This window comes from Glutamicibacter protophormiae (genome assembly GCF_016894325.1).
In the GTDB taxonomy this organism is placed as follows: Bacteria; Actinomycetota; Actinomycetes; order Actinomycetales; family Micrococcaceae; genus Glutamicibacter; species Glutamicibacter protophormiae.
This window is the reverse complement of record NZ_CP069806.1, coordinates 1,916,706-1,942,071: the sequence shown is the minus strand read 5'-3', so window position 1 is coordinate 1,942,071 and position 25,366 is coordinate 1,916,706. Positions and strand designations below refer to the sequence as shown.

Sequence of the window (25,366 nt, the reverse complement as noted above, 5' to 3'; positions counted from 1 at the left end):
CCAACGGCTATACACCGGAGTAGCCTCCTATACGTGAGTGCAGCCCAGGAGGATCTGACCGGACGGGCCAGGTTGCGCGATGCCGCAATCGAGGCCTTCGCCGCGCAGGGGTTCGACGAATCCCTGCGGGCCATCGCCTCCCGGGCACAGGTCACCGCCGGGCTGGTGCGGCACCACTTCGGGTCCAAGCAGGCGTTGCGCGCCGAATGCGATGCGACGGTACTTGAACGCTACCGCCGGCTGAAGGAAGAATCCCTGCAGGCAGAGCCGAAGCAGGTATTCAACCAGCTGCCAGGCTCGCGCGAGGGCGGGGTGCTGCTGCTCTACATCCTGCGCTCGGCGCGCGAAGGAGCCCCGGCCGGCCGGCAATTCACCGAACAGCTGATCGAGGAGGCGTTGGTCCTGCTGGACCAGGCCGTGTCCCGCGGCCTGATCGTCCCGAGCCGCGATGAACCGGCCCGGGCGCGCTTCCTGATCCTGCAGTCACTGGGTGCGCTGGTGCTCTACTTCGCGCTGAACCCGCCGCAGGATCCGGAAGACTTCACCACCGTGATGCAGGACTACTACGCGCACGTTGCCCTGCCCACCCTGGAACTTTTCACCGAAGGCCTGTTCGCCGACCCTGGCTACCTCAACGAGTACCTGGCCTCCGGCGCAGCAGGCATCCCGCCCGCGGGACCCGCGGGAAACAGCGTATCCCGGTAAGGAGCAGGCCATGGCGAGCAATGCCCCGGCCATTGAAGTAAGCGGACTGGCAAAGAACTTCGGGCGCACCGCCGCCCTGTCCGGCTTGGACCTGAGGGTCGAGACCGGCCAGGTCGCCGGGTTCCTGGGGCCGAACGGTTCGGGAAAATCCACCACCATCCGCATCCTGCTCGGCCTGCTCAAGGCCGACGGGGGAACCGCGCGGATGCTCGGCGCCGACCCCTGGCAGGATGCTGTCGCGCTGCACCGCCGCGTGGCCTACGTCCCGGGCGAGGTGAATCTCTGGCCGAACCTGACCGGCGGCCAGGCGATCAGCATCCTGTCCAAGCTGCACGGCGAGGTGGATGAGCGCCGCCGCGCCGAATTGCTTGACCTCTTCGACCTTGACCCCACCAAGAAGGCCCGCAGCTATTCCAAGGGCAACCGGCAGAAGGTCGCCCTGGTCGCCGCCCTGTCGTCGCGGGCCGAGCTGCTGCTGCTCGACGAACCGACCTCTGGCCTGGATCCGCTGATGGAGCAGGTCTTCACCTCCTGTATTCGCGAGGCCGCCGCGCAGGGGCGCAGCGTGCTGCTTTCCAGCCACATCTTCGCCGAGGTGGAAAAGCTCTGCGAGACCGTCACGATCATCCGCGACGGGCGGGCCGTGGAATCCGGCCGCCTGGCCGAGCTGCGCCACCTGCAGCGCACCCAGGTCACCGTGGAGGTCGCCGGCAACCCGGCAGAGCTGGCCGGGGTGCCGGGCATCGAGGAGCTGCAGCTGACGGGAGCCACCGCGAGCTTCAGCGTGGACCCGGAACTGCTGCCGGGGGTGCTGGCCGCGCTGGCCGCCCATTCCCCGCGCAACCTCGTCAGCGCCCCACCGTCGCTGGAAGACCTGTTCCTGCGCCACTACTCCGAGGACCCGGCCCTGCCGGTGTCGGCCCGGGGAGGCGAGCGGTGATGAGCACCGGCACCGCCCGCCGCCGCCGCACACCGTCCGAGCACGCCCAGCGCCATGCCGCCGCGGCACGCGGCACCGGCACCCTGACCGGGGTCGGCACCGCGGCGCTGTTCATCCTGCGCCGCAACTGGCTTCGCCTGGCCATCTGGGCCCTCGTGCTGGCCTCGATGATCCCGGTGGTCTACGACTCGCAGCAGCAGGCATTCCCCACGCAGGCCGCGCGCGACGCCTACGCGCAGGTCGCCAACACCCCGGCGGTGGCCGCCATGACCGGCCTGCCCTACGCGGCCGGTTCGCTGGGCGGCATTCTGGTCATCAAGATCTGGATGACGTTGGCCGTGGCCCTGGCCTTCGCCGTGGTTTTCCTGGTCACCCGCAATGGCCGGGCCGACGAGGAAGCCGGGCGCACCGAGCTGCTGCGCTCCACCGCGCTGGGGCGCCACGCCTACCCGAGCGCCAACTACCTGGTGTCCGCAGGCCTGTGCCTGGCCACCGGCCTGCTGATCAGCCTGCTGTGCCTGTCGGTGGACCTGCCCGCGACGGGCAGCTGGGTCATGGGCGCCTCCATCGCCGGCACCGGCTTGGCCTTCATCGGCCTGGCCGCGATTTGCGGCCAGCTGGCCTCCACCAGCCGCGGAGCGAACTCGCTGGGCGTGGCGCTGATCGGGCTGTTCTACTTCATCCGCGCCGCCGCCGACCTGCAGGCCGAGGGCGTCAACCCCAGCGCGGCCAGCTGGTTCTCGCCCATCGGCTGGGCGCAGAATATGCGCGCCTTCGGCGAGGACAACTGGTGGCCGCTGCTGGCGCTGGCGGGCCTGGGGCTGGCCGGCTGCCTGCTCGCGCTGCGCCTGGAAAGCACCCGCGATCTGGGGGCCGGGCTGCTGCCCGAACGGCGGGGCCCGGCCGCGGCCGGAAGCTTCACCACCACCGCGCTGGGACTGGCGCTGCGCCTGCAGCGCTCCTCGCTCATCGGCTGGTTCCTCGGCGCCGCCGTCTCGGGACTGTTCTTCGGGTCCGTCGCGCAGGCCATGAGCTCGCTGCTGGATCCGGAGAACCCCTTCGCCCGCAACTTCGTGGGCACCGGGCACAGCATGCTCGACGGGGTACTGGGCATCTTCGTGCTGTTCAACGCGCTGCTGGCCGGCGCCTTCGCGATCCAGTGCCTGGCCGCGGCGCGCAGCGAGGAGGAAAGCGGCCGGCTGGAACAGCAGCTGGCAGGCTCACTGGCCCGCGGCACCTGGCTCGGGGCGCACCTGCTGATCGCGGTCCTCGGCTCGGGGGTGATCCTGCTGCTCGGCGGCTACCTGACCGGGGCGGCCTCCCAGGGATCGGCCGCGCCGGCGCTGCTGGCTGGCGCCTGCCTGGCCTTCTGGCCGGCGGTGCTGTCCCTGCTGGGTCTGCAGCTGCTGGCCTTCGGCTACGCGCCGCGCTTCACCGCCGCGATCGCCTGGGCTGCCTACGGCATTTCGGTGATGGCCGCGATGTTCGGCGGATTGTTCTCGCTCTCGGAAGACGTCATCCGCGCCACCCCGTTCGGGGCGATCCCGAGGGTGCCAGCCGAAGACTTCAGCTGGGCGCCGCTGGCGGTGCTGCTGCTGATTTCGCTGGTGCTCGGCGCCGCCGGCATGGGCCGGTTCAACCGCCGCGACGTGCTGGCGAACTAACCGGCCAGGACCGGCCGACCCACCAGTTCACCGAGCTGGGCGGCCGACCGGCCGGCCAGGCTGTCCCACCGCACCAGCCCCGCGCTGGCTTCCAGCGGCACCATGTTGGGCACCCCCACGGTGCACAGGCCGGCCGCGAGGGCCGAGCGCACCCCGGGCCGCGAATCCTCGACGGCAACCATGGCCCGGGCCGCCTCGGGCGGCATGCCGTGCATCCGGCGCAGCCGCTGCACGGCCAGCAGGTATGGTTCCGGATCGGGTTTCCCGCGGTGCACCATTTCACCGGTCACCACCACGTCGAAGGTCTGCGGCGGCAGCGCATCGAGCAGCACCTGGGCCAGCGGCCCGCGGCTCATCGTGACCAGGGCGCAGGGAACACCCAAGGTGTTCAGCTCCTGCAATAGCTGCCTGGCGCCGGGCCGCCAGGGGATATCGGCGCGGGTGCGGGCCGCCACCTCGCCGATCAGGGTTCCGATCAGCTCGTCCGCCGGCAGCGGTACCCCGAGCTCCCGGAAGAAGGCCGCCGAGTCCGGCAGCGCGCTGCCCACCAGGGCATGCGCCTGTTCCTGGGTCCACTTGATCGAGTATCGGCCCAGCAGTTCGCGTTGCGCCAGGAACCAGTACGGTTCGGTATCGACCAGCGTGCCGTCCATGTCCCACAGCACCGCGCTGGGAAGCTTCTGCTTCATCGGGCAGCTCCTTCCAACGCGTTCGGAGCCACATGCACCCGTACACCCAGCGCCTTCACCTGGCCGAGGAAATCGCCCGGCGCCTGCATGTCGGTGATCAGATCGTCGACGTGCTCCCATCCGCCAAGCCGGTGCATGGAGCTTTGCCCGAGCTTGCTCGAATCCATCAGCAGCACCCTGCGCCGGGCGGAGCGCAGCATCGCCATCTTCAATTCGACGATCGCTTCCTCCTGGTGGTAGAAGCCGTCGGCGTCGGCGGTGCTCGTGGAAACGAACGCGACATCAACGCGCAATTCTTCCACCGCCCGCACGGCGGCCAACCCGAGAAACGACTCGTGGCTGTGGTTGTAGGCGCCGCCGATAGCACGAACCTCCGCCGTGCCGGATTCTGCCAGGGTATTGATCAAGGGCAGGTAATTCGTCGAGATGCCCAGCCCCTCGATCCCGGCGACGGCCTGGGCCATGAATGCCACGGTGGTTGAATCATCAAGAAAGAGCGACTGCCCCGGATGCAGTAGTCCCGCGGCGCACTCGGCGAGCCGCTGCTTGTTCTCCGTGGCAATATTCCGTCGCAGCGAGGCGGCAATCTCATGATTTCCGGTGCGCGCCACAGAAACGCCTCCGTGGAACTTGCGCACCATTCCCCGCCGCTGCAGCTCGTCCAGGTCTCGATGGATGGTCATCACGGAGACGTCAAAGCGCGCCGCCAGGGATTGGGCCGAGCTCTTCTCGTCGTCAAGAAGCAGCTGCAGAATCTCTTCAAGCCGCTGGGGGCGAGTGCTGGTTTTTGGTGTGCTCATGGTCCGCCTTTCAGGGATTTATAACAACTTACCGCATCTAGTGATTTAACTTAAAAGCAGTTATGAACCCTTGGTGAACTTCACTTGAAGTTTCCCTGTCGCCCATTTGTCGTGCTGGTGGATTCTGCAAGAGAAGCGTGGTGAGGACCGCCGAAAATCCTTGTGAATACGCGAATTCCAGAGGAATGAGAAAAGCGAAATGTGAGCTTCCAAGCAGGCGTCAATCAAGTTGACCGGGTTTGAAGCTGGTGAAACTATCGTTCTCGAGTACGTGAAATCTCAAGAAGTCATGTGAAATTTGAGAGGCATGAGAATGACGGTTCTCGAAACCGAAAGAACAGCGCCACCCACTGGCGCGACCGCGGCTATCCGCCCAGCGGTCCCTGGGCCGGCTCCTGAGTCCGCTCAGACGAAATCCGGCAACCGCCGGCAGTATGTATTGTTTGCGCTCTTCGCCTTCCCCAACCTGCTTTTGATCGGGGTTTTCGCCTACTGGCCCATTCTGGGAAATCTTGCCCTGAGCCTGACCGACTGGGACATGATTTCCCCAATGCCGAATTTCATCGGCTTGGACAACTACACCGCGCTTTTCAGCGATCCAGGTTTCATTGACGTCATGCGCCGAACCCTGATTTGGGTGGTGGCCGTGGTCGGTTCCAGCCTCATCTTCGGGCTGGGCATGGCATTGCTGTTCAACGGGGGAGCCCGAGGCGGCAAAGCCGTATCAACGTTGGCCTTTACCCCGCACGTCATTTCCGGTGCGGCCGTGGCTGCGGTCTGGTTGTTCATCTTCGATCCCAATTACGGCCTGTCGCGATTGCTGTTCAACTCCATCGGCATGGACTCTCCGCATTGGACGACCGATCCGGACATGGCGTTGGGAGCACTGATCATCGTGGCCGTGTGGAAAGGCGCGGGCTTCGTCGCCATCGTCTATCTTGCAGCACTCCAATCGATTCCCCGCGATGTCATTGAAGCGGCGCAATTGGATGGGGCGGGTCGCTGGAAGACGTTTACAAAGATCGTCTGGCCGCTGCTGACACCGACAACTTTTTTCCTGTGCGTTACGCAAATCATCGGCGCTTTCCAGGCGTTCGACCTGATCGCGATGATGACCAGCGGCGGCCCGGCCGGTTCCACCACGACTCTGAGCTGGTACATCTACGAGCAGGGATTCCAGGAATTCAATATCGGGTCCGCCGCGGCTTCCTCGGTATTCATGTTCGTGATCCTGCTCCTGGTTACCGCGGTGCAGATGCGATTCGCTGAACGAAAGGTGCACTACTCATGAGCACCCTTGCTTCCCGCAGCCACGGCACAGCCGCCCCGGCGCCAAGCCCTGCACCGCGCCCTACCGCCAAGTTCCGGCCGACCAAGATCACCAGCTACCTGTTGCTCGGGCTGGTTGCGCTGGTGTTCCTGATTCCCGCCTACTGGATGGTTTTGGCGGCATTCAAGCCCAACGACGATATCTACCAGTGGCCATTCACCCCTTGGCCCAGCGAGCCAACCACCGAGAACTTCTCGGCGGCTTTGTCGGCGGCTCCCTTCGAGCAATTCTTCATGAATTCGCTGCTCGTCACCACCATCGGGGCTACCGTCAAGGTGGCACTTGCCGCATTGACAGCCTATGCATTCGCCTTCCTGCCGTTTCCCGGCAAGAAATGGCTGTTCCTGGCTGTGCTCGGGGCGCTCATGGTCCCCGGGCATGTCACCTTGCTGCTGAACTACTCGACCATCAGCAATCTGGGCCTGATCAACACGTACGCGGGCATTATCCTCCCAGGCCTCGGCTCGGCTTTCGGGACCTTCCTGCTGCGCCAGCACTTCATGGGGCTGCCTAAAGAGGTGCTGGAGGCAGCCGAGCTCGACGGGGCCGGCCACCTGCGCAAGCTGTGGTCATTCGTGCTGCCGATGTCCAAGCCGGCCGTGATCACCGTGGCACTGATCGCGGTCATCGACGAATGGAACGACTTCATCTGGCCGCTGCTGGTGACCAACACCCTGGACATGCGCACCATGCCAATCGGCCTGATGTTCCTCAAGCAAACCGAGGGCCTGGACGACTGGGGCATGATCATGGCCGCCACGCTCATGATCGTGCTGCCCATGCTGCTGCTTTTCCTCTTCGCCCAGAAGTACATCATCAACGGCATGGCCGGTGCCGCGGTTCGCCGCTAACCGATTCATGACCCGATCGAATACCTTCCACCTCCCATCGCAATCCAAAAGGACATTTCCATGCAGAACAACCCTCTTGCCAGCACCCTGAACAAATCCTCGTCGCGCCGAAGCTTCCTGGGCGCACTCGGGCTCACCGCCTTGGCGATTCCTGCGCTGGCCGCCTGCGGCAACTCGTCAGCGGGAGCATTCTCGCAGCCTGCGACCAGGGTTCCCGCGGGTTTCTCTGGACGACGCAATGTCGTGATCTGGAGCTCGTGGGGAGGCGACAACGGAAAGATGTTCGCCGACCTGATCAAGAAATTCAACGAATCGCAGACGGCGATCTACGCAGAAGTCCAGCAATTCGATGGCTATGACGGTGTCGGCGAAAAGCTCACTGCAGGCCTGAGGGCCAAGCAGATCCCGGATCTTGCCGTGCTTTCGGACATCCACTGGAACCGCTACTTCCTCTCCGATGCCTTGGAGCCGCTGAACAAATACCACGATTCGGGCTTTGGCCCGGCGGTCTACACGGAGAATTTCTACAAGGAAGGCACCGTGCGCGACGAATCCTATTGGGTTCCGTTCGCGCGGTCGACCCCGCTGTTCTACTACAACCGCGACCTTTTCGCCAGCGTGGGCTTGCCGGATCGCGCCCCGGATACCTGGGATGAATTCCGCAGCTGGGGCAAGGAAATCACGGGGGTGAAGTTCAAGGGCAACACGATGAAGATGCGCGCGCTGACCGGCACCGATGACTGGTACTTCAGCGGCCTGCTCTGGGCCTTCGGGGGATCGATATCCAAGGGGCTGGACGTGACCCTGGACAGCGCCGAGTCGATGGCGGCGGTGGACTTCGAACGCCAGCTGGTCCACGAGGACAAGAGCATCTACCTGGCACAGAGCTTCGTCAACGACTTCAGCAATGGCCAATGCGCCACCGTCACCCAGTCCACCGGCGGGCTCACCAGCGTCACCAAAGCCGCCAAGTTCGATGTCGGCACAGGGTTCATGCCGAAGGGTCCGGCAGGTGCTGGAACGCCGACCGGTGGTGGCGGCCTCTCGGTCATGCGCCAGATCAGCGATGAACGCAAGGCCGACGCCGTCGAGGTGCTGCGGTTCCTGGCCAGCGATGAAATCTCCGCCCAGTGGACCGTCGGAACCGGATACCTGCCGGTCACCAAGGGGGCAACCAGCTCCAAGCTCGTCACCGACCTGATGGGCAAGAACCCGAACTACCGGGTCGCAGTGGACCAGCTCCAGATTGCCTCGGGCCCCGACGACGTACGCCGCTACGTCACCTCCGCCATTTCGGAGCTCAAGCAGATGGTCCAGAAGAACTACACCTCGAACGTGTCGCCGGAAGAGCTGGTCAAGCCGGTGGCGGAGAAACTGCGCGCCGAAGCGGAGAAGATTCGTTCCACCTACGAAGAAAAGGTTGCCTAGCGATGAATGAGAACACCGGACCACGAATTGTCGGGCACCGAGGCGCGATGGCGCATCGTCCGGAAAACACGCTGGAATCCTACCGCTATGCCGAAGAGCTCGGTGTTGCGGAGATCGAATTGGATATCAGGCTTTCGGCCGATGGACACGTCTTCATCCTGCATGATGCGACCATCGACCGTGTCGCCCCCGTACCCGGCAGCCTCTCCGGCGTCGATGTCTCGACTCTGACCCTGGAACAACTTCGGGGCGTCGACTTGGGGGAGTGGCTGGGGATTCCCACGCTCACCGAGGCACTGGATGCCACCACAACATCGATCCAAATCGAAATCAAGGATCCACGTGTGGTGCCGGCGGCGGCTGCGATCCTCAATGCCCGACCCCAGGACCATGGGCGCCTGCAGTTCACCAGCTTCAACCATGAAGCCCTGGTGCAGGCCAAGAACCTCTGCCCGCAGATTCCACGCGGATTCATTCTCGGCGGGACCACCGCCTTGACCGAGGACCTCGACTCGCTCTTCGCCCTGCTCGAGGACAACGGGGCGGCCTTTGTGCACCTGAATGTCGATGCGGTGCGTGACGCAGCCGTACAGGAACTGCACCGGCGCGGATATCTTCCGACGCTGTGGCCGCTGCGGGGCCCGGACGATGTGCTTAAGGCCTTGGCCATTGGAGCCCATGCAGTGTGCGCCGACGATCCGGCGGCCGCCAAGCGATGGATTACGCAGGTCATGGCCGCCACGACGTCCTAATTGTCATGGGCGCCTTTCCGCCGTCCCGGGAACCGTAATGTCGCGCAAGCGCGACAGCCGGTTCCCGGGACGGCGTTTCCCTTGCGGTTGAGGATGCCCCACGGGCAATGCAGCGACCGAATCCCGCAGACTGGGATACGCCGTGAGCACGTGCAGGCAGCTCCTGTAGCCTGCGATCAGGCCCCGGCTTTGCGTGGCTCAGCGAATGGAGCGCGGTTCGTTGTCATCGAATCGATCGACGTTGGCTCATCAATCTATGTGGCAGTCGGTTCAACGCCGCGGCAGGATGCAAGTGTCCGCTTAAACCGCGGGGCCGCTGCAGGCTCGAGTGACAAGTCCGCTAGTTCAAATGGTGGACTTAACAAATCCGTGGAAACTCTAGCTGACCAGTAGTGATCCGAATTCTCGTTTGTTACGGAGAAAAGTTGATCCAAGGGATAAGTCTCCTATCGTAACAATGTTACGCAACACAGGAGGTAATGAACTTCATGGATCCTACGATGAATGTGTACGACCTCGCCGCTCCCCGAATTCCACGGTAGAACCTCGGGTGTCAGGCGGCATTTTTTATGCAGTATCGAAAGGAACCAGTTCCCCCATGTCTTCGAACTCCCAGAACCCAATTATCGGTTCGGACCGCGTCAAGCGCGGCATGGCTGAAATGCTCAAGGGCGGCGTCATCATGGACGTGGTCACCCCGGAGCAGGCTCGTATCGCCGAAGATGCCGGCGCGGTCGCTGTCATGGCGCTGGAGCGGGTTCCTGCCGACATTCGCGCCCAGGGCGGGGTGTCCCGCATGAGCGATCCGGACATGATCGACGGCATCATTGCCGAGGTGTCGATCCCGGTGATGGCCAAGGCCCGCATCGGCCACTTCGTCGAGGCGCAGATCCTCCAGTCGCTGGGTGTCGACTACATCGACGAGTCCGAGGTGCTCTCGCCAGCCGACTACGAGAACCACATCGACAAGCAGCCTTTCACCGTGCCTTTCGTCTGCGGAGCCACCAACCTGGGTGAGGCCCTGCGCCGCATCAACGAGGGTGCCGCCATGATCCGCTCCAAGGGTGAGGCCGGCACCGGCGATGTCTCCAACGCCACCGGACACATGCGCAAGATCCGCGCCGAAATCGCCAAGCTCTCCGCACTGCCGGAGGACGAACTGTACGTTGCCGCCAAGGAACTGCAGGCTCCTTACGAGCTCGTCAAGGAAGTTGCCTCCACCGGCAAGCTCCCGGTCGTGCTGTTCACCGCAGGTGGCATCGCAACCCCTGCCGACGCTGCCATGATGATGCAGCTGGGCGCAGACGGCGTGTTCGTTGGATCGGGCATCTTCAAGTCGGGCAACCCGGTACAGCGTGCCGAAGCCATCGTGAAGGCCACCACCTTCTTCGACAACCCGGATGAGCTGGCCAAGATCTCCCGCGGCCTGGGCGAAGCCATGGTCGGCATCAACGTGACCGACGTGCCTGTGCCTCACCGCCTGGCAGAGCGCGGCTGGTAAGCACTCAGCGCATCCACGGGGCCGCCCAGCCATTCCTATGGCTGGGCGGCCCCGTGTCATTTCTCGGCACATTGGCGAACCCGCGCGGTGCATTGCCGTGTAGGTTCGACCTCACGCAGGTTCTCTGAACTACCTGCCCGCCCGGTGATGTCCCGGCAGCAGGAGTCCCGAATACGTGCCCTGCCCGCCAGCCTGGGCTTGGACACAGGCAAGCATCGACGGACCGTCCTTCAAGAACAGCGATGCCGATACGGCTCCACCGGCTCGGGTGACTCCGGCGTAGGTAACCCCGGCGGCGCTCGGGAAGCCGGCGATGGTTCCTTCGAATCCACCGGTGAACTTGAACGTGTCGGAAAAGGTCCCCGGAGGCATGGCCAATGCGTCGGCGCACGGCGCATCAATTTTGGCGACGGTGGTGCCCGAAGCCGCGCCGACTGCGGTGCCGGTGAGGTGGAGTACGACGTTAACAGTGAACTGGCACCGGTTGCCGCCAGAAATCGGCACTGCTTGAAGCGAAGATGGATCCAGCTGGACCGCAAGTACTCCGGTTACTTGCCGGACGGGGGAGCGCTTGCCATTCTGGTTCTGGTGAACGGCGGACTGCACGGAGCCTTGGGTGCCGAGCGGTGGCCTGGCCGCTGCGGCGGGACCTGCCATCAACGAGCCGAGCAAGAGTGCAGAAGCCACGGCTCCACCGGCGCGGCACATGCTTGAGATGCGAGTTTTCACGATGTTTTACCTCCGCTTGTCGGCACCGCGACACGGTGCAAGCCAGACACTGTGATCTATGGGGACTTTCATGATCGTCAGGCTCTCTCGGGCTGTCAATGGTAGATCACGGCCAAGAATTCTCGCGTGGCTAGACTAGCGGTATGGGCAAGATAGTTTTTGATGCAGCGGTTACGCTGAACGGTTTCCTGGCCGATGAAAACCACAGCCTGCAGTGGCTGTTCGAGGTGGAAGGCGCCGATGATCCGGACCCCGGTCTGCTGCCCACCGACGTCGCAGTTCACGTCGAAGGAGCGAACACGTACCTATGGGTTCTTGAACATGAAAAGTTCATGGATGAACCCGCAAAGTGGCAGGCCTACTACGGTGAGCGGCCGACGTATGTATTCACCCATCGGGACCTTCCGATCCCGGAGGGTGCCGATGTCCGTTTCCTGCAGGGGCAAGTCGCCCAGCATCTGCCCGAGCTTCGTGCAACCGCTGGCGACGGGAACATCTGGGTGCTGGGTGGAGGCGAACTGCTCGGCCAGTTCCTGGACATCGACGAACTCGACGAGCTGGCACTGACGATCGCCCCGGCGACCGTTGCTTCCGGCGCTTCGCTGCTGCCACGGGCCATCGGCAGCCATCGGCTCCGCCTTGTTGAGGCGCGGCAGGCCGGGCCGTTTGCGAGACTGCGATATGAAGTACGCAAGCGCGGCTGACTTCCGGCGTCCACGCCAGAACACATCAACGGCGGGACCGGTTGTGATCCCGCCGTTGACGCGGCAAATTGTTCCAGCTTGAGGCTAGACCCAGGAACGCAGCACCATGTGACGTCCGCGGCCGAGCAGCTTCAGCCCGTTGGCCGTGAAGAAGTCGGCACTGGAATGCGTTGCCGCTGCGATCAGCTCGGTTGGGCCTTCGTCTTCGGCCGGAGCCAGCGGGTTGATCATCGATCGCGACAGGCCGTGCAGCAGCGCCGTGCCGATGCCCTGGCGACGGAAGTCGCTGCCGACAGCCAGCGCATGGATCATCAGCTGGCCGCTGAGGCCCTGCTGAGCGAAACCGCGGCCGACAATGTTGCCTTCTTCGGTACGGGCAAGAGCATGCTCCACCCGGCGCAGCGCAGGGTGCCCGCTGGAGAGCTGCGGCGAGGCTTCACGCCACAGATTCGTGACTGCAAGTTCAGCGGCATCGGCCCCGGTCGCTTCCGGAACGTTGTTGCCAAGGCGAATCTTTCCCTCCCAGCGGTCCATGGGAATGGCCAGCGGCCCGGCATGCCATGACACCTGGGCGTTGTCGCTGAACCCTGCGGACTTGAGCTGCGTGGAATCCGCACCCGAATTAACCCAGGCTTCCACGCGGCGTGCTCCCAAGCGCATGCCTTCGGCCAGTGCGGGGCGCAGGCCAGCCGGTTCCGGGTTTTCCGGGAAGAGCAGCACCAGGCGCCGGCGCACCGGCTGCCATGCCCACGAGCAACCATGGGTGGTAAAGATCTTGCCGCCAGTGGCAACGGCCAGCGCCTGATGCCAGTGGCTCAGCGCTTCCTGAGCGGAGGCAATCGTCGTCATTATTCTGCGTTCACCAATCCTCGACGGCGCAGCAGCGGTTCGACCTCTGCATTGCGTCCGCGGAACAATCTGTAGGACTTCAGGGGATCGCGCGTGTTCCCGCGCGACAGCAGCTCCTCACGGAACCGATTACCATTTTCCCGCATTAAGCCACCATTTTCCGCGAACCACTGCACAGTGTCGGCATCGAGCACCTCACTCCAAATATAGGAGTAGTACCCAGCCGAGTAGCCGTTGGCGAAAATGTGTTGGAAGTAACCGGTGCGGTAGCGCGGTGCAATCATCTGCGGATCGAATCCGGCATCGGCAAGTACAAGCTGCTCGAACTCTTCCGGATCCGAGATCACCGTTCCCGGCTTGATGGTGTGCCAGGCCCAGTCCAGAACGCTCGCAGCCAGGTATTCGGTTGTCGCGAAGCCCTGCCCCCACAATTCAGCAGCCCGCAGGCTGTCGAGCACGGAGGGATCCAGCGGCTCGTCGGTCGCGTAGTGCTTCGCATATCCGCCGACGACGTCTTCATGCAGCGCCCACATCTCGTTGACCTGCGACGGGAATTCCACGAAGTCGCGCGGCACCGAAGTGCCGGATAGCGATGCGTACTTGCCGTTGGCAAACATGCCGTGCAAGGCGTGGCCGAATTCGTGGAACAGAGTATTGGTCTCGTCCAGCGTCAACAGCACAGGTTCACCGTCTGCCGCCGGTGCAATGTTCAAGGTGTTGGTGACAATCGGACGTTCGTCGAGGAACGATGCGCCGTCGCGCAGTGTGGTCATCCAGGCGCCGCCCTTCTTCGTGGGGCGGGCCAGGAAATCACCGGCATACAACGCCAGTGCGCTGCCATCGGCATCGAAGACCTCCCAGACGCGGACGTCAGGGTGGTACCCGGGCAGATCGAATCGCTCGGCAAAGGTGATTCCATACAAACGGGTTGCGGTGGCAAAGACGCCGTGGACCAGTACCCGCTCGAGCTCGAAGTATTCGCGCAAGGCCGAGGTGTCCACCGAATACTTTTCCTGCAGAACCTTTTCGGAATAGTAGCGCCAGTCCCATGCATTGATGGCTCCGCCGGCAACTTCGGAGAGTATTGCCGCCTCGGCGTTGGCATTGCGCACGGCCGGTGTACTCAGCTCCGCCAACCGTTCAGCCACGGCCGCGGTGCTTGGCGCCGTTGCATCGGCAAGCACCGTTTCGGCGTGATTGGAAAAGCCGAGTACCGAAGCCCGCTCTGCACGCAGGGATGCCATTTCGGCCGCGAGCTCCAAGGTCGAGTTCAACCCGCGGGAGAGTGAAGCCTCATGCACCTTGCGCCGGGAATCCGAGCGGGCAAGTTGGGAAAGCACAGGCTGCTGGGAAGGAGAAACCAACGGCAGCAAAAAACCATCGCGGTACCCGGCATCCAAGGCGGCCTTAGCCGCCGACGCGATGGCTGCTTCACCTAGTCCTTCAAGTTCAACGGCATCGGCAAAGTGCACTGCGTGTGCGTTTTGGTTTTCCAATGCCAAATTCGAGAACCGGCTGGAAAGTTCCGAAATTTGTTCATTCAGCTTCGACAACTTGTCCTTGGCTTCTGCGCCTAGCGCAGCGCCTGCCAGCTCGAATTCCCTCAGCGTCTGCTCGGCCAGCCGCGCGTCTTCACCCACCAGAGCATTGAGATCTAACGCTTGTAAACGAGAAAACAACGTTTCATTTAGGTGGATGGCATCCTGCTGGCGTGTCATGATGCTCGACATCTCGCTTTGGATCGCACGCAGATCCTCGGTTCCGTGCGCTGAGAGCACGGTGAAGTACGTCATTAGCGTGCGTCGAAGCACCTGCCCCGAGGCTTCAAGGGCGAGCAGCGTGTTCTCGAATGTCGCGGGTTCGCTGTTGGAAGTAATCGCGTCCAGCTCTTCAAGCTGTAAGGCAGCTCCTTGGCGCGCTGCAACAACATAGTCCTCGGCAGTAAGTGCCTGGAACTCCGGCCACTGATAAGGGTTTTCGCTGGGAGAAAGAAGCTGATTCGACATGCCATAAGGTTCCCATAGTCAACGTGACGCAGCTTGCATTGACGCTGCTGTCATGCCATGGGCGAACTGCCATCCACGGGTAAGCTGTGGCGTATGACCGTTCCCTTGCCGATTCGATTCGCTGCGCTGACCGCATCGCTTATGCTTCCTGCGGCTCTCCTGTCTGGATGCAACGCTTCGCCGAACACGCAACCAAGTGCAGTGCCGCCACCGTCGGCCGCACCGGAGCTCGAAGCGACGCAGCCAGCCACGAGCACAGATGCCCCGAATGAAACTGTAAACGAGCTACCGCAGGAGCTGTCCCTGATGGTCACAGGGGATGTGCTGCTCCACCCGCAACTGCTGGATGAGGCAGCTACGGCTGCTGGGAAAACCGGTGGCAACGCCAAGGACTTCGATTTCAAGCCGCTCTTGGCAGGCCTGAAGCCCTATGTTCAGGACGCAGATGCGGCCATATGCAATCTGGAGACGCCGATCGGGACCCCTCCGTATTCGGGGTATCCGATGTTCACCGTTCCATCGCAGATCGTCTCGGATCTGGCCGACATTGGTTACGACGGTTGTACTACCGCGACAAACCACACCGTGGATGCCGGTACGAAGGGCGTCATGCGGACCCTCGAAACTCTGGCGAAAAACGAAATGTTCTCCACCGGTAGCTATGAAAGCGAGAAGGACTCCAAGCAACCACCCATTATGGATATCAAGGGCGTGAAGCTCGGTGTCATAGCCACAACGTATTCATTGAACGGCATGAGCGCCGATACCGATTGGCGCGTCGATACAGGGGTCAACCCGGCAAAGCTCATTGATCGTGCCAAATCCGCACGGCAGGGTGGGGCCGATATTGTTGTCGCAGCAGTGCATGAAGGAGCTGAATACACTAATAGGCCAACGGAAGCCCAGCGAAAATTGGGCCGTGCCTTGGCCAGCTCGGGGGAGTTCGATTTCATCTACATGCACCATACGCACTCGGTTCTTCCGATCGAGAAGTACAAGGGAACCTGGATTGTGTATGGGCTGGGGAATTCGGTCGCGAAACACGCGACTCCTACGATCCTGAATCGCGAAGGAATCAGCGTTAAGGCGACATTCACCCGAGATGACGAGAGCTGGGACGTATCAAAGCTGCAATGGGTGCCTCACCAGCTAAGCAAGGCGCCAGTGACCTGGTGTCAGGTGGCAACTTCGCAAACATGTGTCACCGAGAGTGACGCTAACGCGTCACTAGAACGTACGTTGAAGACTGTTAACGTCTACGGCGCTATTGAACAAGGCTTAGAGAAATGGACTCTGCCCTGATTCATCTCTGTTCGACTATTCGTTGGCGATCAACTCTTTCTTGGTTCTCCAAACGTCTATTTCAATCGACGTACTGGGAACCGTAGCTTGGCCCGGGATTGCTTGCCATGGTCCTCCTTCAACACTGAATTCGCCTCGATATAAGGTGGTCACGTCGACGCGGAATTTCCCTGTTTCTTTGTAGATGTGACTGGTGTCTGTCTTGTCATGTAGCGTATGTTCGGGCTCAGGCTGCCCCGGAAAATCTAGATTTCGTGACACTCCATCGCCATATTTCCAATTCCATTGAATTGGTATCGCTTTGATTTTGATGTCTGAGCCACCGATCACAGTGTTGAACGTCTGTAGGTTTCTTGAAGCCCACAGATGGGTATGGCCATTCTTGAGTGAGAAATTCTTGGGTTCGCTGTGTAGCTTCGAGCCTAGGATTGGAAAAGATCGAAACTGATCAGGCGTAACTACCGGGATAATCTCGGCTTGGTCAGCTTGACCCTCTTGGGTCTCCGGGTCTCCGGGACAGAATGAAAATTGGCGGATGAGTCGACCTTCTAAGTCACTTATCTGACGAACAATTGGGTAGGACTCGTCGTTGCAAGCTTCAATGTCGGGGTTGCTATTGCAGTTGAGAAGCGTTTCTTGCCCTAGAATACATGTATCGAAATCATACACCTTAAATTTTGGCGGGTTTTTATCCTTACCTTTAGGTTGGTTACCGAACCATGAGGGGCCATACTTCTGGTTTGAATCGTTCTCCCCGGGGCAATATTTTTTCCAATAGTTTATTCTGTCCACACTAATTCTTGACTGTGTTTTATCGCATGGATCACTAATTTTTTCAGTAGCATGCTGAATTCCGACCTGAGAAGTTATAATTGTGATTATGCCGAGGATTAATACAGGAAAATGTGAAGGCATCTAGTCATCGCCCACAATCTTATAAACTTTCCACCCAGAGTCATATTCAAGTCCAAGAGCGACAATTGTAGATGGAAGACGTTCAAGCTCTGACTCAACAACGTGAGGTTCTACGTAAAACTTGGCACTGTCGGCCGAATATCGGACGGAAGTGACGGCAAGATTCTCTCCAGTAATTTCTGACGCCAGCACTTCATATCGGTGTTTACCTCCGACTTGCCAGCGTCCGTCAATTTTTGCTCGATCAGCCGGATCGATAATACTGAGACCACAGACCTCACATGCATGCGTTGTGAATTTTTTTATTAATTTTGTGTCGTTTGTTTCTATCGTGTAATTGACTAGGTCGAAGTAGTATTCACTAAAATTTCTAGCACCGTTTTCTGAGTTTTTACTTTCGCTCTCTGGCATTTGGGGGACAGGGACATTTTTTGCGGGCCCCTTCGCGGTAGCAGGCGTATACTTTTCCGCTGTGGTTGGGGCATGCGATGTTTGCGCGGTTCCGGATTGGATTCCCTGATTTTCAGAAGTTGTTGCGGGAGGCTGGACTGAGCTCCCGGACTCGCAGGCGGTGATGGTGAGGGAACTTGCTGCGAGTAGTGCCACAAATGCAATTTTTCGAGCGCTCATGGGAACTCTCCGTAATCACTGGGATGCCGTAGTGAGCGTCATCCTATGCCCGGAGGCCATGGAATGGGAGAGTTTTGCTCAAATCTGTGGATAAGTCTCGACGAGTGCGCAGTCCCGATTGACGGAATTTTGCAGCGCAAACATGAAGAGGCTCCCCAACTTTTGATTCCACGGTGTCCGGGTGCCTGCGACAGAGTTCGACCACCGTCGTGATCGAAGCTGTCAAAGGTTCTTCTGGCGACGCGAAAGTTTCGCGACACGCCTGGTAACAAAACCGATGCTGGACGTGGCGGAGGAATAACGTTGATCCGGCGCTTCCTGGATTGCCGGCGCGCCGATCCCATGGGTTCCGCAGTCAAAGTACTGGACCTGTGGGGGATCGATTCAATTGTGAAGGTAGAAACATGCCGCTCTTTGGCGTCCTTGCATTGCAGGGTGATTTCCGCGAACATCTTGCTTCGTTGACCGACCTCGGTGAAGTAGCTGTGCCCGTGCGTACCGTGGAAGATCTTGAACGGATCGATGCGCTGGTCATTCCCGGCGGCGAGTCGTCCGTGATCGACCGGCTTTCGCGCAACTACGGTCTTGCGGAGCCAATTCGCCGACGCATCTCGGAGGGCATGCCGGCCTATGGTTCGTGTGCCGGCATGATCATGCTTGCGGACCGCCTTGAAAATCCGGCGGTTGCCAGCAACGGCGCGGTGCAGGAGACCTTCGGCGGCATAGATATGACTGTGCGGCGCAACGCCTTCGGTCGCCAGGTTGATTCGTTCGAGAACCGCTTGGATTTCAACGGTACGAACATAGAAGCGGTGTTCATCCGTGCGCCAGAAGCGGTGCAGGTAGGTGAGGGTGTTGAAGTGATCAGCACGGTACCCGGAGCGGATCCGACGTCACAAGGTAGAATTGTTGCAGTACGTCAGGGAAATCTGTTGGCAACCAGTTTTCATCCGGAGGTATCCGGAAACGCTGCCATCCACGAATTCTTTATCAACATCACGCGAGGAGACGCTTAAAGCATGTCAGGCCACTCCAAATGGGCAACAACCAAGCACAAGAAGGCTGCCATTGACGCCAAGCGCGCCAAGGCCTTCGCAAAATTCATCAAGGGCATTGAAGTAGCAGCCCGTGCCGGCGGTGCTGACCTGGCCGGCAACCCTGCTCTTGAACTTGCAGTTAGCAAGGCCAAGAAGAACTCCGTGCCGATCAACAACATCGACCGCGCCGTTAAGCGTGGTGCCGGCCTGACCGGTGAGGTTGTCGACTACACCGAGATCATCTACGAAGCTCGCGGCCCGCAGGGCTCCGCGCTGCTGATCGAATGCCTCACCGACAACAAGAACCGAGCAGCATCCGAGGTCCGCGTCGGAATCACCCGCAACGGCGGCTCAATCGCCGACCCGGGCTCCGTGAGCTACCTGTTTGCCCGCAAGGGTGTTGTCCGCCTGCCAAAGGGCGAGCTGACCGAAGACGACCTGCTGATGGTTGTCCTGGACGCCGGCGCCGACGAGATTCTGGACGAGGATGAAACCTTCGCCATCGTCTGCGAACCGAGTGACCTGCGTGCAGTCGCCACCGCCCTGGACGAGGCGGAAATCGACTACGAGTCCGACGAAATGGAATTCCTGCCTTCCATGAAAGTGGACCTGGACGTGGATGGAGCCCGCAAGTTCCTGAAGCTGTTCGACGCACTGGAAGAACTGGACGACGTGCAGAACGTCTACACCAACGCAGACCTCTCCGACGAGGTACGCGCAGCTCTGGACGAAGAGAACTAGGGTTTGTCCCTTCGAGTCGTGGGCGTCGACCCCGGCCTGACCCGTTGCGGGTTGGCCGTGGTCGACGTTTCTGCAAGCCGCCAGGTCGAGCTGGTCGACGTCACCGTCGCCGGGACGCCGCCGGGCACCCCGCTGGATGCCCGTCTGTTGACCATCGCGAATGCGATCGATGCCTGGCTGGACACCCACAAGCCGGACGTGCTGGCCATTGAACGGGTTTTCGCCCAGGTCAACGTGTCCACGGTTATCGGCACCGCGCAGGTCACCGGCATCGTCATCACCGCCGCCGCGCGCCGCGGCATTCCCGTGGCGCTCCACACCCCGACCGAGGTCAAGGCCGCGGTCACCGGTTCCGGGCAGGCCACGAAGGCAGCCATCGGCAAGATGGTCGCCAAGATCTGCCATCTGGATGAACCGCCCAAGCCGGCCGACGCCGCCGACGCGGTGGCCCTGGCAATCGCCCACGCTTGGCGTGGGGCCGCCGCCGGATCAAACGCCTCGGCCTCCGCTGCCAGCTCCAGCGGTTCCCAGCAGCTCACCGCAGCCCAGCGTGCCTGGATCGCCGCCGAGGCCTCGTCCAAGCACCGCGCCGCCCGGCGCTGAGACTCACCGGCGATGCGTAGGCGTCGCGCTTCGTAGGTATCTTCGATAAACTGTCTGGGATCGAACATATATCCCAAGGAGTGGCATGATCAGCTCATTGACCGGCACCGTCCAAGCGGTGTCCTTGAACACCGCCGTGCTCAACGTGAACGGCTTTGGCATGTTGGTCAATGCCACCCCCGGCACGCTGTCCACCCTGCACCAGGGCCGCGAAGCCACCGTGCACACCTCGATGGTGGTTCGCGAGGACTCCATGACCCTGTTCGGCTTTGCCACCACCGAGGAGCGCGACGTCTTCGAGGTGCTGATCGGCGTTTCCGGCATCGGTCCGCGCACCGGCCTGGCCATCCTCGCCGTGCATACCCCCGAAGAGGTGCGCATCGCCGCCAACACCAAGGACACCGCCGCCTTCACCAAGGTCTCGGGCATCGGCCCCAAGGGCGCCAGCCGCATCGTGCTGGAGCTGAACGGCAAGCTCGTGCCCACCGGCTCACCGGTCTCCTCCGCGTCCGCGGCCGGCGGTTCCGCGTCGGTCTGGGAACCCCAGGTGATCGAGGCGCTCACCGGGTTGGGTTGGAGCGAGAAGGACGCGACCGCCACGCTCAAGGCCCTGTCCAAGGCGGATCCAGAAATCGTCGCCACCGGCAACGTGGCCGACATCCTCCGTGCGGCCCTGCGCAGCATGTCCAGCGCCAACCGCGCCCGATAGGATGATCCCGTGTCTGATTCCAAACCGCTGACCCACGCCGGAAGCGAACCCGAGGAGCATGTGCTGGAAGCCGCGCTGCGTCCTCGCAACCTGGACGACTTCGTGGGCCAGTCCCGCGTGCGCCAGCAGCTCTCCCTGGTGCTCGAAGCGGCCAAGATCCGCGAACGCAGCGCCGACCACGTGTTGCTCTCCGGCCCTCCGGGGCTGGGCAAAACCACCCTGTCGATGATCATCGCCGCGGAGATGAACGCCCCGCTGCGCATTTCGTCGGGACCCGCCATCCAGCATGCCGGCGACCTGGCCGCAATCCTGTCGTCGTTGACCGAGGGCGAGGTGCTGTTTCTGGACGAGATCCACCGCATGTCGCGTCCGGCAGAGGAAATGCTCTACATGGCGATGGAAGACTTCCGCGTCGACATCGTGGTGGGCAAGGGCGCCGGGGCCACCGCGATCCCGCTGGATCTGCCGCCGTTCACCCTGGTCGGCGCCACCACCCGCGCAGGCCTGCTGCCGGGTCCGCTGCGCGACCGCTTCGGCTTCACCGGCCACCTGGAGTTCTACACCGTCGAGGAGCTCGAGCTGGTGCTGCGCCGCTCGGCCATGATGCTTGACCTTCGCGTCACCTCGGCGGCCTTCTCGGAAATCGCCGGACGCTCCCGCGGCACCCCGCGTATCGCCAACCGCCTGCTGCGCCGCGTCCGCGACTGGGCCCTGGTGCACAAGCTCGAGGAGATCGACGCGCAGTCCGCGGCCGCCGCACTGGACATGTACGAGGTGGATTCGAAGGGGCTGGACCGGCTCGACCGCTCGGTGCTCGAGGCGCTGTGCCTGAAGTTCGGCGGGGGACCGGTGGGCCTGTCCACCCTGGCCATCGCCGTCGGCGAGGAAACCGAGACGGTGGAAACCGTCGCCGAGCCGTACCTGGTGCGCGAGGGCCTGATGGGGCGCACCCCGCGCGGGCGCATCGCGATGCCCAGCGCCTGGAAGCATTTGGGGATTGCCATGCCCAAGGACGCAATTTTCGCCAGTGCGCAAAGCTATGAAAACGATGAGGATTAGATCAGCATAACTTCACCGGACGCTTAAATGGTTCGCCAGTAGTCGCTCACCCATTAGACTAAAGACGCCTGACCTATGCCCTTAACCGGGTCTGGGTGGGGCGTCTTTGCTGTTCTGCGCGTCGCCGACGCCTGCAGCATCCGGAATTTTCAGCATTCGCAACGAATCGTTAGCAGGTAATTTACGTGAACTCTCTGGTGATCGCCCAGGCCGCCGGCGGCGGCTTCAACCCCTCGATGATCCTGATGATCGCACTGTTCGCAGTGCTGATCTTCATGATGTTCCGCGGGCGCAAGAAGCAGGCAGCCCAGCAGGCGAAGCTGAAGGACAACACCGTCCCGGGCGCGAAGGTCATGACCAACTCCGGCATCTTCGGCACCGTCGTCGGTATCGACGCCGAGGACCGCGTGCAGGTCGAGGTCGCCAACGGCGTGGTGCTGACCCTGCACCGCCAGGCCATCTCCACCTTCCTGGACAGCGACGCCGCTGCGGCGGCCCCTGCCGTAACCGAGGCCGATGCCCCGTCGACCACCGCGGAAACCCCGGAGGAGTCCCTTCGTCGCCTGAACGACGAAGGCAAGGACGAGCGCAACGCCTAACCAGGCAGAATCGCGGCGGCCCGCCCTGGTCCGCCTAGACGAGAAAGCACATTAGATGTCATCAATTAGACCTGTGAAGCAGGCACGCAAAGCCTTGCTGTGGCTGCTGGTGGTCTTCCTCATCGCCTCCGGCGTGCTGGTGGGCGGCGTACTCAGCGGCAAGACGAGCTTCGCACCGAAGCTCGCGCTGGACCTGGAAGGCGGCACCCAGATGATCCTGGCCCCGCGTGTCCAGGGCGACCAGGCGATCAGCCAGGAACAACTGGACCAGGCGGTGGAGATCATCCGCCAGCGCGTTGACGGCGCCGGCGTGACCGAATCGGAGATCACCACCCAGTCCGGGCGCAACGTCGTCGTTTCGATGCCGGGCGTCCCGACCCAGGAGACCCGCGACCTGATCCAGGCCTCGGCGAACATGGAGTTCCGCCCGGTGCTGATCACCGGAGCCTACACGGCGACCCCCGAGGCCGACCTCACCCCTGCCAAGGACCTGCCCAAGCCGACCGGCAAGCCGGAGAATCCGTCGGACACCAACTGGATCACCCCGGAGCTTTACAAGCAGTTCGAGGCCTACGACTGCCCGACCGAGCTGAAGGAATCCAGCACCACCACCCATGATCCGGCCAAACCGATGATCTCGTGCGATGAACGCATGGGCGTGAAGTACATCCTCGGCCCGCAGGAGATTCCCGGCGACCAGATTTCCGACGCCTACGCCCAGCTGGCGCGCGGCGTGAACGGCTCGGTCACCGGCGAATGGGTAGTGGTCATCGAGTTCAACTCCGAGGGCACCAAGACTTTCGCCGACACCACCCAGCGGTTGATCTCGCTGACAGGTTCGCGCAACCAGTTCGCCATCGTGCTCGACGGCAACACCATCTCCGCTCCGACCACCAACGCCGTGATCTCCGACGGCCGCCCGCAGATTTCCGGCGGCTTCACCCAGGAGACCAGTCAGGCGCTGGCCGAGCAGCTGAAGTACGGCGCCCTGCCGATCAGCTTCGACATCCAGTCCGAGCAGCAGGTATCGGCCACCCTGGGCGCCGACCAGCTCAAGGCCGGCCTGATCGCCGGCATCATCGGCCTGATCGCGGTGTTCATCTACTCGATCTTCCAGTACCGCGCGCTGGGCTTCGTGACCATCGCGTCGCTGCTGGCCTCCGGCGTGCTGACCTACCTGGCGCTGGTGCTGCTGGGCTGGGGCATGAACTACCGGCTGTCGCTGGCCGGCGTGGCCGGCCTGATCGTTGCCATCGGCCTGATCGCGGACTCGTTCATCGTGTACTTCGAACGCGTGCGCGACGAGCTGCGCGACGGACGCCCGCTGGCCAGCGCCGTGGCGGTCGGCTGGAAGCGCGCCGAGCGCACCATCCTGGCCTCCAAGGCAGTCAACGTGCTGGCGGCCGTGGTGCTGTACATCGTGGCCGTGGGCAACGTGCGAGGCTTCGCCTTCACCCTGGGCCTGACCGCCGTCATCGACCTCGTGGTCGTGTACGGCATGACCCACCCGACGCTGGTGCTGCTGGCCCGCACGAAGTTCTTCGCCGAGGGCCACCGCTTCTCCGGCCTGGATCCCTCGCTGCTGGGCGCCGAACCGCTGTACAAGGGCGCGGGCCAGATCCGCCGCTTCACCGACAACGTGGAAGCGAACCGCGGGAAGAAGAACCAGAAGGCGGGCGTTGAGGCAGCCAAGCGCATGACCATCGCCGAACGCCGCCGCGCCGAAGCGAACTCCGCCCCGGCCGGGGCGAAGACCGCGAAGGACAAGGCGCAGGAGGAGAACAATGAATAAGCTGGTCACGTGGGGCAACGAGCTCTACACGGGCAAACGCTCCTACCCGTTCACCTCCAAGCACCGCCTCTGGTTCAGCATCGCGGCAGTACTGGTCGTGTTGTCGATCCTGCTGCCCGTCGTCAAGGGCGGCTTCAACCTGGGCATCGACTTCCGCGGCGGCTCGGAGTTCACCGTCTCCAACACCACCCACACCGAGCAGGGCATCGGCGAGCAGGCCGTCAAGGCCGTCGCGCCGGAGGCCGTGGCGACCGTCACCAACATCGCCCCTGGCACCATGCGTATCCAGACCGAGCTGCTCTCCGACGACCAGACCCTGGCCATCGCCAAGGACCTGGCCGCCGGCTACGGCGTGAGCGCCAACGAGGTCACCAGCAACTTCATCGGCCCGACCTGGGGGCAGGACGTCTCCCGCCAGGCCCTGGTCGGCCTGCTGGTGTTCGTGCTGCTCGTGGGCCTGCTGATGGCCGCCTACTTCCGCACCTGGAAGATGTCGCTGGCAGCCCTCATCGGCCTGTTCACGGTGATCGTCGTGACCGGGGGCATCTACTCGCTCACCGGTTTCGAGATCACCCCGAGCGCGATCATCGGCTTCCTGACGATCCTGAGCTACTCGCTGTACGACACCGTCGTGGTGTTCGACAAGATCCGCGAGAACACGAAGGACTTCTCCAAGCGCAATGAGCGCACCTTCGAACAGCAGGTGAACCTGGCGGTCAACCAGACCCTGGTCCGCTCGATCAACACCTCCGTGGTCGCGGTCCTGCCGGTCGCCGCGATCCTGTTCATCGGCTCCTACCTGCTGGGGGCCGGTACGCTCAAGGACCTGTCGCTGGCGCTGTTCGTCGGCATCATCGTGGGCACGCTGTCCACGATCTTCATCCAGGCCCCGCTGTACGCGTGGCTGCGCCGCAACGACCCTGAGGTCGTCGCGCACACGAAGAAGCTGGAAGCCGCCGCGGCCTAGCCCGCCGGCCTCGAGCCCGATGCGAATCGGCACCCGCCACCTGTGTGGCGGGTGCCGATTTTCT

25 protein-coding genes are annotated in these 25,366 nt (G+C 62.4%); 18 read left to right on the top strand and 7 right to left on the bottom strand.

Going from position 1 to position 25,366, the window contains the following annotated elements; translation table 11 throughout:
• The first annotated feature begins 33 nt into the window (after positions 1-33).
• The 3 genes from JQN66_RS09050 to JQN66_RS09040 are packed head-to-tail and all read left to right on the top strand — an operon-like array spanning position 34 to position 3,309.
• Complete coding sequence (locus JQN66_RS09050) at positions 34-705, top strand: TetR/AcrR family transcriptional regulator (protein ID WP_204674430.1); 672 nt, start codon at positions 34-36, stop codon at positions 703-705.
• Positions 706-715: 10 nt separating this feature from the next.
• Positions 716-1,645, top strand: a complete 930-nt coding sequence (locus tag JQN66_RS09045) for an ABC transporter ATP-binding protein (protein WP_204674428.1) — start codon at positions 716-718, stop codon at positions 1,643-1,645.
• Positions 1,645-3,309 carry an ABC transporter permease gene (locus JQN66_RS09040; RefSeq protein WP_204674426.1) on the top strand — a complete coding sequence of 555 codons (1,665 nt, stop codon included), beginning with the start codon at positions 1,645-1,647 and terminating at the stop codon, positions 3,307-3,309. The genes JQN66_RS09045 and JQN66_RS09040 overlap by 1 nt, the downstream gene beginning before the upstream one ends.
• Here the strand turns inward: JQN66_RS09040 and JQN66_RS09035 are convergent.
• Positions 3,306-3,998: an HAD family hydrolase gene (locus JQN66_RS09035; protein ID WP_204674424.1), complete on the bottom strand. Its 693-nt coding sequence runs from the start codon at positions 3,996-3,998 to the stop codon at positions 3,306-3,308. The two genes, JQN66_RS09040 and JQN66_RS09035, sit on opposite strands and share 4 nt — an antisense overlap.
• Complete coding sequence (locus tag JQN66_RS09030) at positions 3,995-4,798, bottom strand: DeoR/GlpR family DNA-binding transcription regulator (protein ID WP_204674422.1); 804 nt, start codon at positions 4,796-4,798, stop codon at positions 3,995-3,997. The genes JQN66_RS09035 and JQN66_RS09030 overlap by 4 nt, the downstream gene beginning before the upstream one ends.
• Before the next feature lie 313 nt (positions 4,799-5,111).
• Here JQN66_RS09030 and JQN66_RS09025 point away from each other — a divergent pair, with 313 nt between their 5' ends.
• The 5 genes from JQN66_RS09025 (at position 5,112) to pdxS (ending at position 10,660) form a co-directional block, all read left to right on the top strand.
• Complete coding sequence (locus JQN66_RS09025; RefSeq protein WP_204674420.1) at positions 5,112-6,089, top strand: carbohydrate ABC transporter permease; 978 nt, start codon at positions 5,112-5,114, stop codon at positions 6,087-6,089.
• Entirely contained in the window at positions 6,086-6,979 is an 894-nt protein-coding gene (locus tag JQN66_RS09020; RefSeq protein WP_204674418.1) for a carbohydrate ABC transporter permease, read from the top strand. The genes JQN66_RS09025 and JQN66_RS09020 overlap by 4 nt, the downstream gene beginning before the upstream one ends.
• Positions 6,980-7,039: 60 nt before the next feature.
• Positions 7,040-8,407, top strand: a complete 1,368-nt coding sequence (locus JQN66_RS09015) for an ABC transporter substrate-binding protein (protein WP_204674416.1) — start codon at positions 7,040-7,042, stop codon at positions 8,405-8,407.
• 2 nt (positions 8,408-8,409) lie between these two features.
• Positions 8,410-9,159, top strand: a complete 750-nt coding sequence (locus JQN66_RS09010; protein WP_204674414.1) for a glycerophosphodiester phosphodiesterase — start codon at positions 8,410-8,412, stop codon at positions 9,157-9,159.
• A gap of 598 nt (positions 9,160-9,757) precedes the next feature.
• Positions 9,758-10,660: a pyridoxal 5'-phosphate synthase lyase subunit PdxS gene (gene pdxS / locus JQN66_RS09005; RefSeq protein ID WP_188948317.1), complete on the top strand. Its 903-nt coding sequence runs from the start codon at positions 9,758-9,760 to the stop codon at positions 10,658-10,660.
• 129 nt (positions 10,661-10,789) lie between these two features.
• Here the strand turns inward: pdxS and JQN66_RS09000 are convergent, their stop codons facing one another.
• Positions 10,790-11,347 (bottom strand): hypothetical protein, encoded by a 558-nt coding sequence (locus JQN66_RS09000; RefSeq protein WP_204674412.1) that lies wholly within the window; start codon positions 11,345-11,347, stop codon positions 10,790-10,792.
• A 185-nt stretch (positions 11,348-11,532) separates the two neighbouring features.
• On the opposite strand from JQN66_RS09000, the gene JQN66_RS08995 reads away from it, so the two are divergent.
• Entirely contained in the window at positions 11,533-12,093 is a 561-nt protein-coding gene (locus JQN66_RS08995) for a dihydrofolate reductase family protein (protein ID WP_188948315.1), read from the top strand.
• An 84-nt stretch (positions 12,094-12,177) separates the two neighbouring features.
• On the opposite strand, the gene JQN66_RS08990 is transcribed toward JQN66_RS08995, so the two are convergent.
• Positions 12,178-12,942 (bottom strand): GNAT family N-acetyltransferase, encoded by a 765-nt coding sequence (locus JQN66_RS08990; RefSeq protein ID WP_188948314.1) that lies wholly within the window; start codon positions 12,940-12,942, stop codon positions 12,178-12,180.
• On the bottom strand, positions 12,942-14,948 hold the full coding sequence (locus JQN66_RS08985) for a M3 family metallopeptidase (protein ID WP_204674410.1): 2,007 nt from the start codon (positions 14,946-14,948) through the stop codon (positions 12,942-12,944). Before JQN66_RS08985 ends, JQN66_RS08990 begins: the two co-directional genes overlap by 1 nt.
• Positions 14,949-15,041: 93 nt before the next feature.
• Here JQN66_RS08985 and JQN66_RS08980 point away from each other — a divergent pair, with 93 nt between their 5' ends.
• Positions 15,042-16,250 carry a CapA family protein gene (locus tag JQN66_RS08980; RefSeq protein ID WP_204674408.1) on the top strand — a complete coding sequence of 403 codons (1,209 nt, stop codon included), beginning with the start codon at positions 15,042-15,044 and terminating at the stop codon, positions 16,248-16,250.
• Positions 16,251-16,265: 15 nt separating this feature from the next.
• On the opposite strand, the gene JQN66_RS08975 is transcribed toward JQN66_RS08980, so the two are convergent.
• Positions 16,266-17,165 (bottom strand): hypothetical protein, encoded by a 900-nt coding sequence (locus JQN66_RS08975; RefSeq protein ID WP_204674406.1) that lies wholly within the window; start codon positions 17,163-17,165, stop codon positions 16,266-16,268.
• Entirely contained in the window at positions 17,166-17,795 is a 630-nt protein-coding gene (locus JQN66_RS08970; RefSeq protein WP_204674404.1) for a DUF6318 family protein, read from the bottom strand.
• A 404-nt stretch (positions 17,796-18,199) separates the two neighbouring features.
• Here JQN66_RS08970 and pdxT point away from each other — a divergent pair, with 404 nt between their 5' ends.
• From pdxT to secF, 8 genes are all read left to right on the top strand, one after another.
• Positions 18,200-18,811: a pyridoxal 5'-phosphate synthase glutaminase subunit PdxT gene (gene pdxT / locus JQN66_RS08965; RefSeq protein ID WP_188948309.1), complete on the top strand. Its 612-nt coding sequence runs from the start codon at positions 18,200-18,202 to the stop codon at positions 18,809-18,811.
• Positions 18,812-18,814: 3 nt separating this feature from the next.
• Entirely contained in the window at positions 18,815-19,573 is a 759-nt protein-coding gene (locus JQN66_RS08960) for a YebC/PmpR family DNA-binding transcriptional regulator (RefSeq protein ID WP_204674402.1), read from the top strand.
• A gap of 3 nt (positions 19,574-19,576) precedes the next feature.
• Positions 19,577-20,176 (top strand): crossover junction endodeoxyribonuclease RuvC, encoded by a 600-nt coding sequence (gene ruvC, locus JQN66_RS08955; RefSeq protein ID WP_204674400.1) that lies wholly within the window; start codon positions 19,577-19,579, stop codon positions 20,174-20,176.
• Between the two features lie 85 nt (positions 20,177-20,261).
• On the top strand, positions 20,262-20,885 hold the full coding sequence (gene ruvA / locus JQN66_RS08950; protein ID WP_204674398.1) for a Holliday junction branch migration protein RuvA: 624 nt from the start codon (positions 20,262-20,264) through the stop codon (positions 20,883-20,885).
• Positions 20,886-20,894: 9 nt separating this feature from the next.
• A complete protein-coding gene (gene ruvB, locus JQN66_RS08945) occupies positions 20,895-21,944 on the top strand; it encodes a Holliday junction branch migration DNA helicase RuvB (protein WP_188948305.1) in 1,050 nt (349 codons plus the stop codon).
• A 185-nt stretch (positions 21,945-22,129) separates the two neighbouring features.
• On the top strand, positions 22,130-22,543 hold the full coding sequence (gene yajC / locus JQN66_RS08940; RefSeq protein ID WP_204674396.1) for a preprotein translocase subunit YajC: 414 nt from the start codon (positions 22,130-22,132) through the stop codon (positions 22,541-22,543).
• A gap of 55 nt (positions 22,544-22,598) precedes the next feature.
• Positions 22,599-24,335 (top strand): protein translocase subunit SecD, encoded by a 1,737-nt coding sequence (secD, locus tag JQN66_RS08935; RefSeq protein ID WP_204674393.1) that lies wholly within the window; start codon positions 22,599-22,601, stop codon positions 24,333-24,335.
• The gene (secF, locus tag JQN66_RS08930) at positions 24,328-25,302 is read left to right on the top strand and encodes a protein translocase subunit SecF (RefSeq protein ID WP_204674391.1); all 975 of its coding nucleotides are present in this window, start codon (positions 24,328-24,330) and stop codon (positions 25,300-25,302) included. The genes secD and secF overlap by 8 nt, the downstream gene beginning before the upstream one ends.
• The last annotated feature ends 64 nt before the right edge of the window (positions 25,303-25,366 follow it).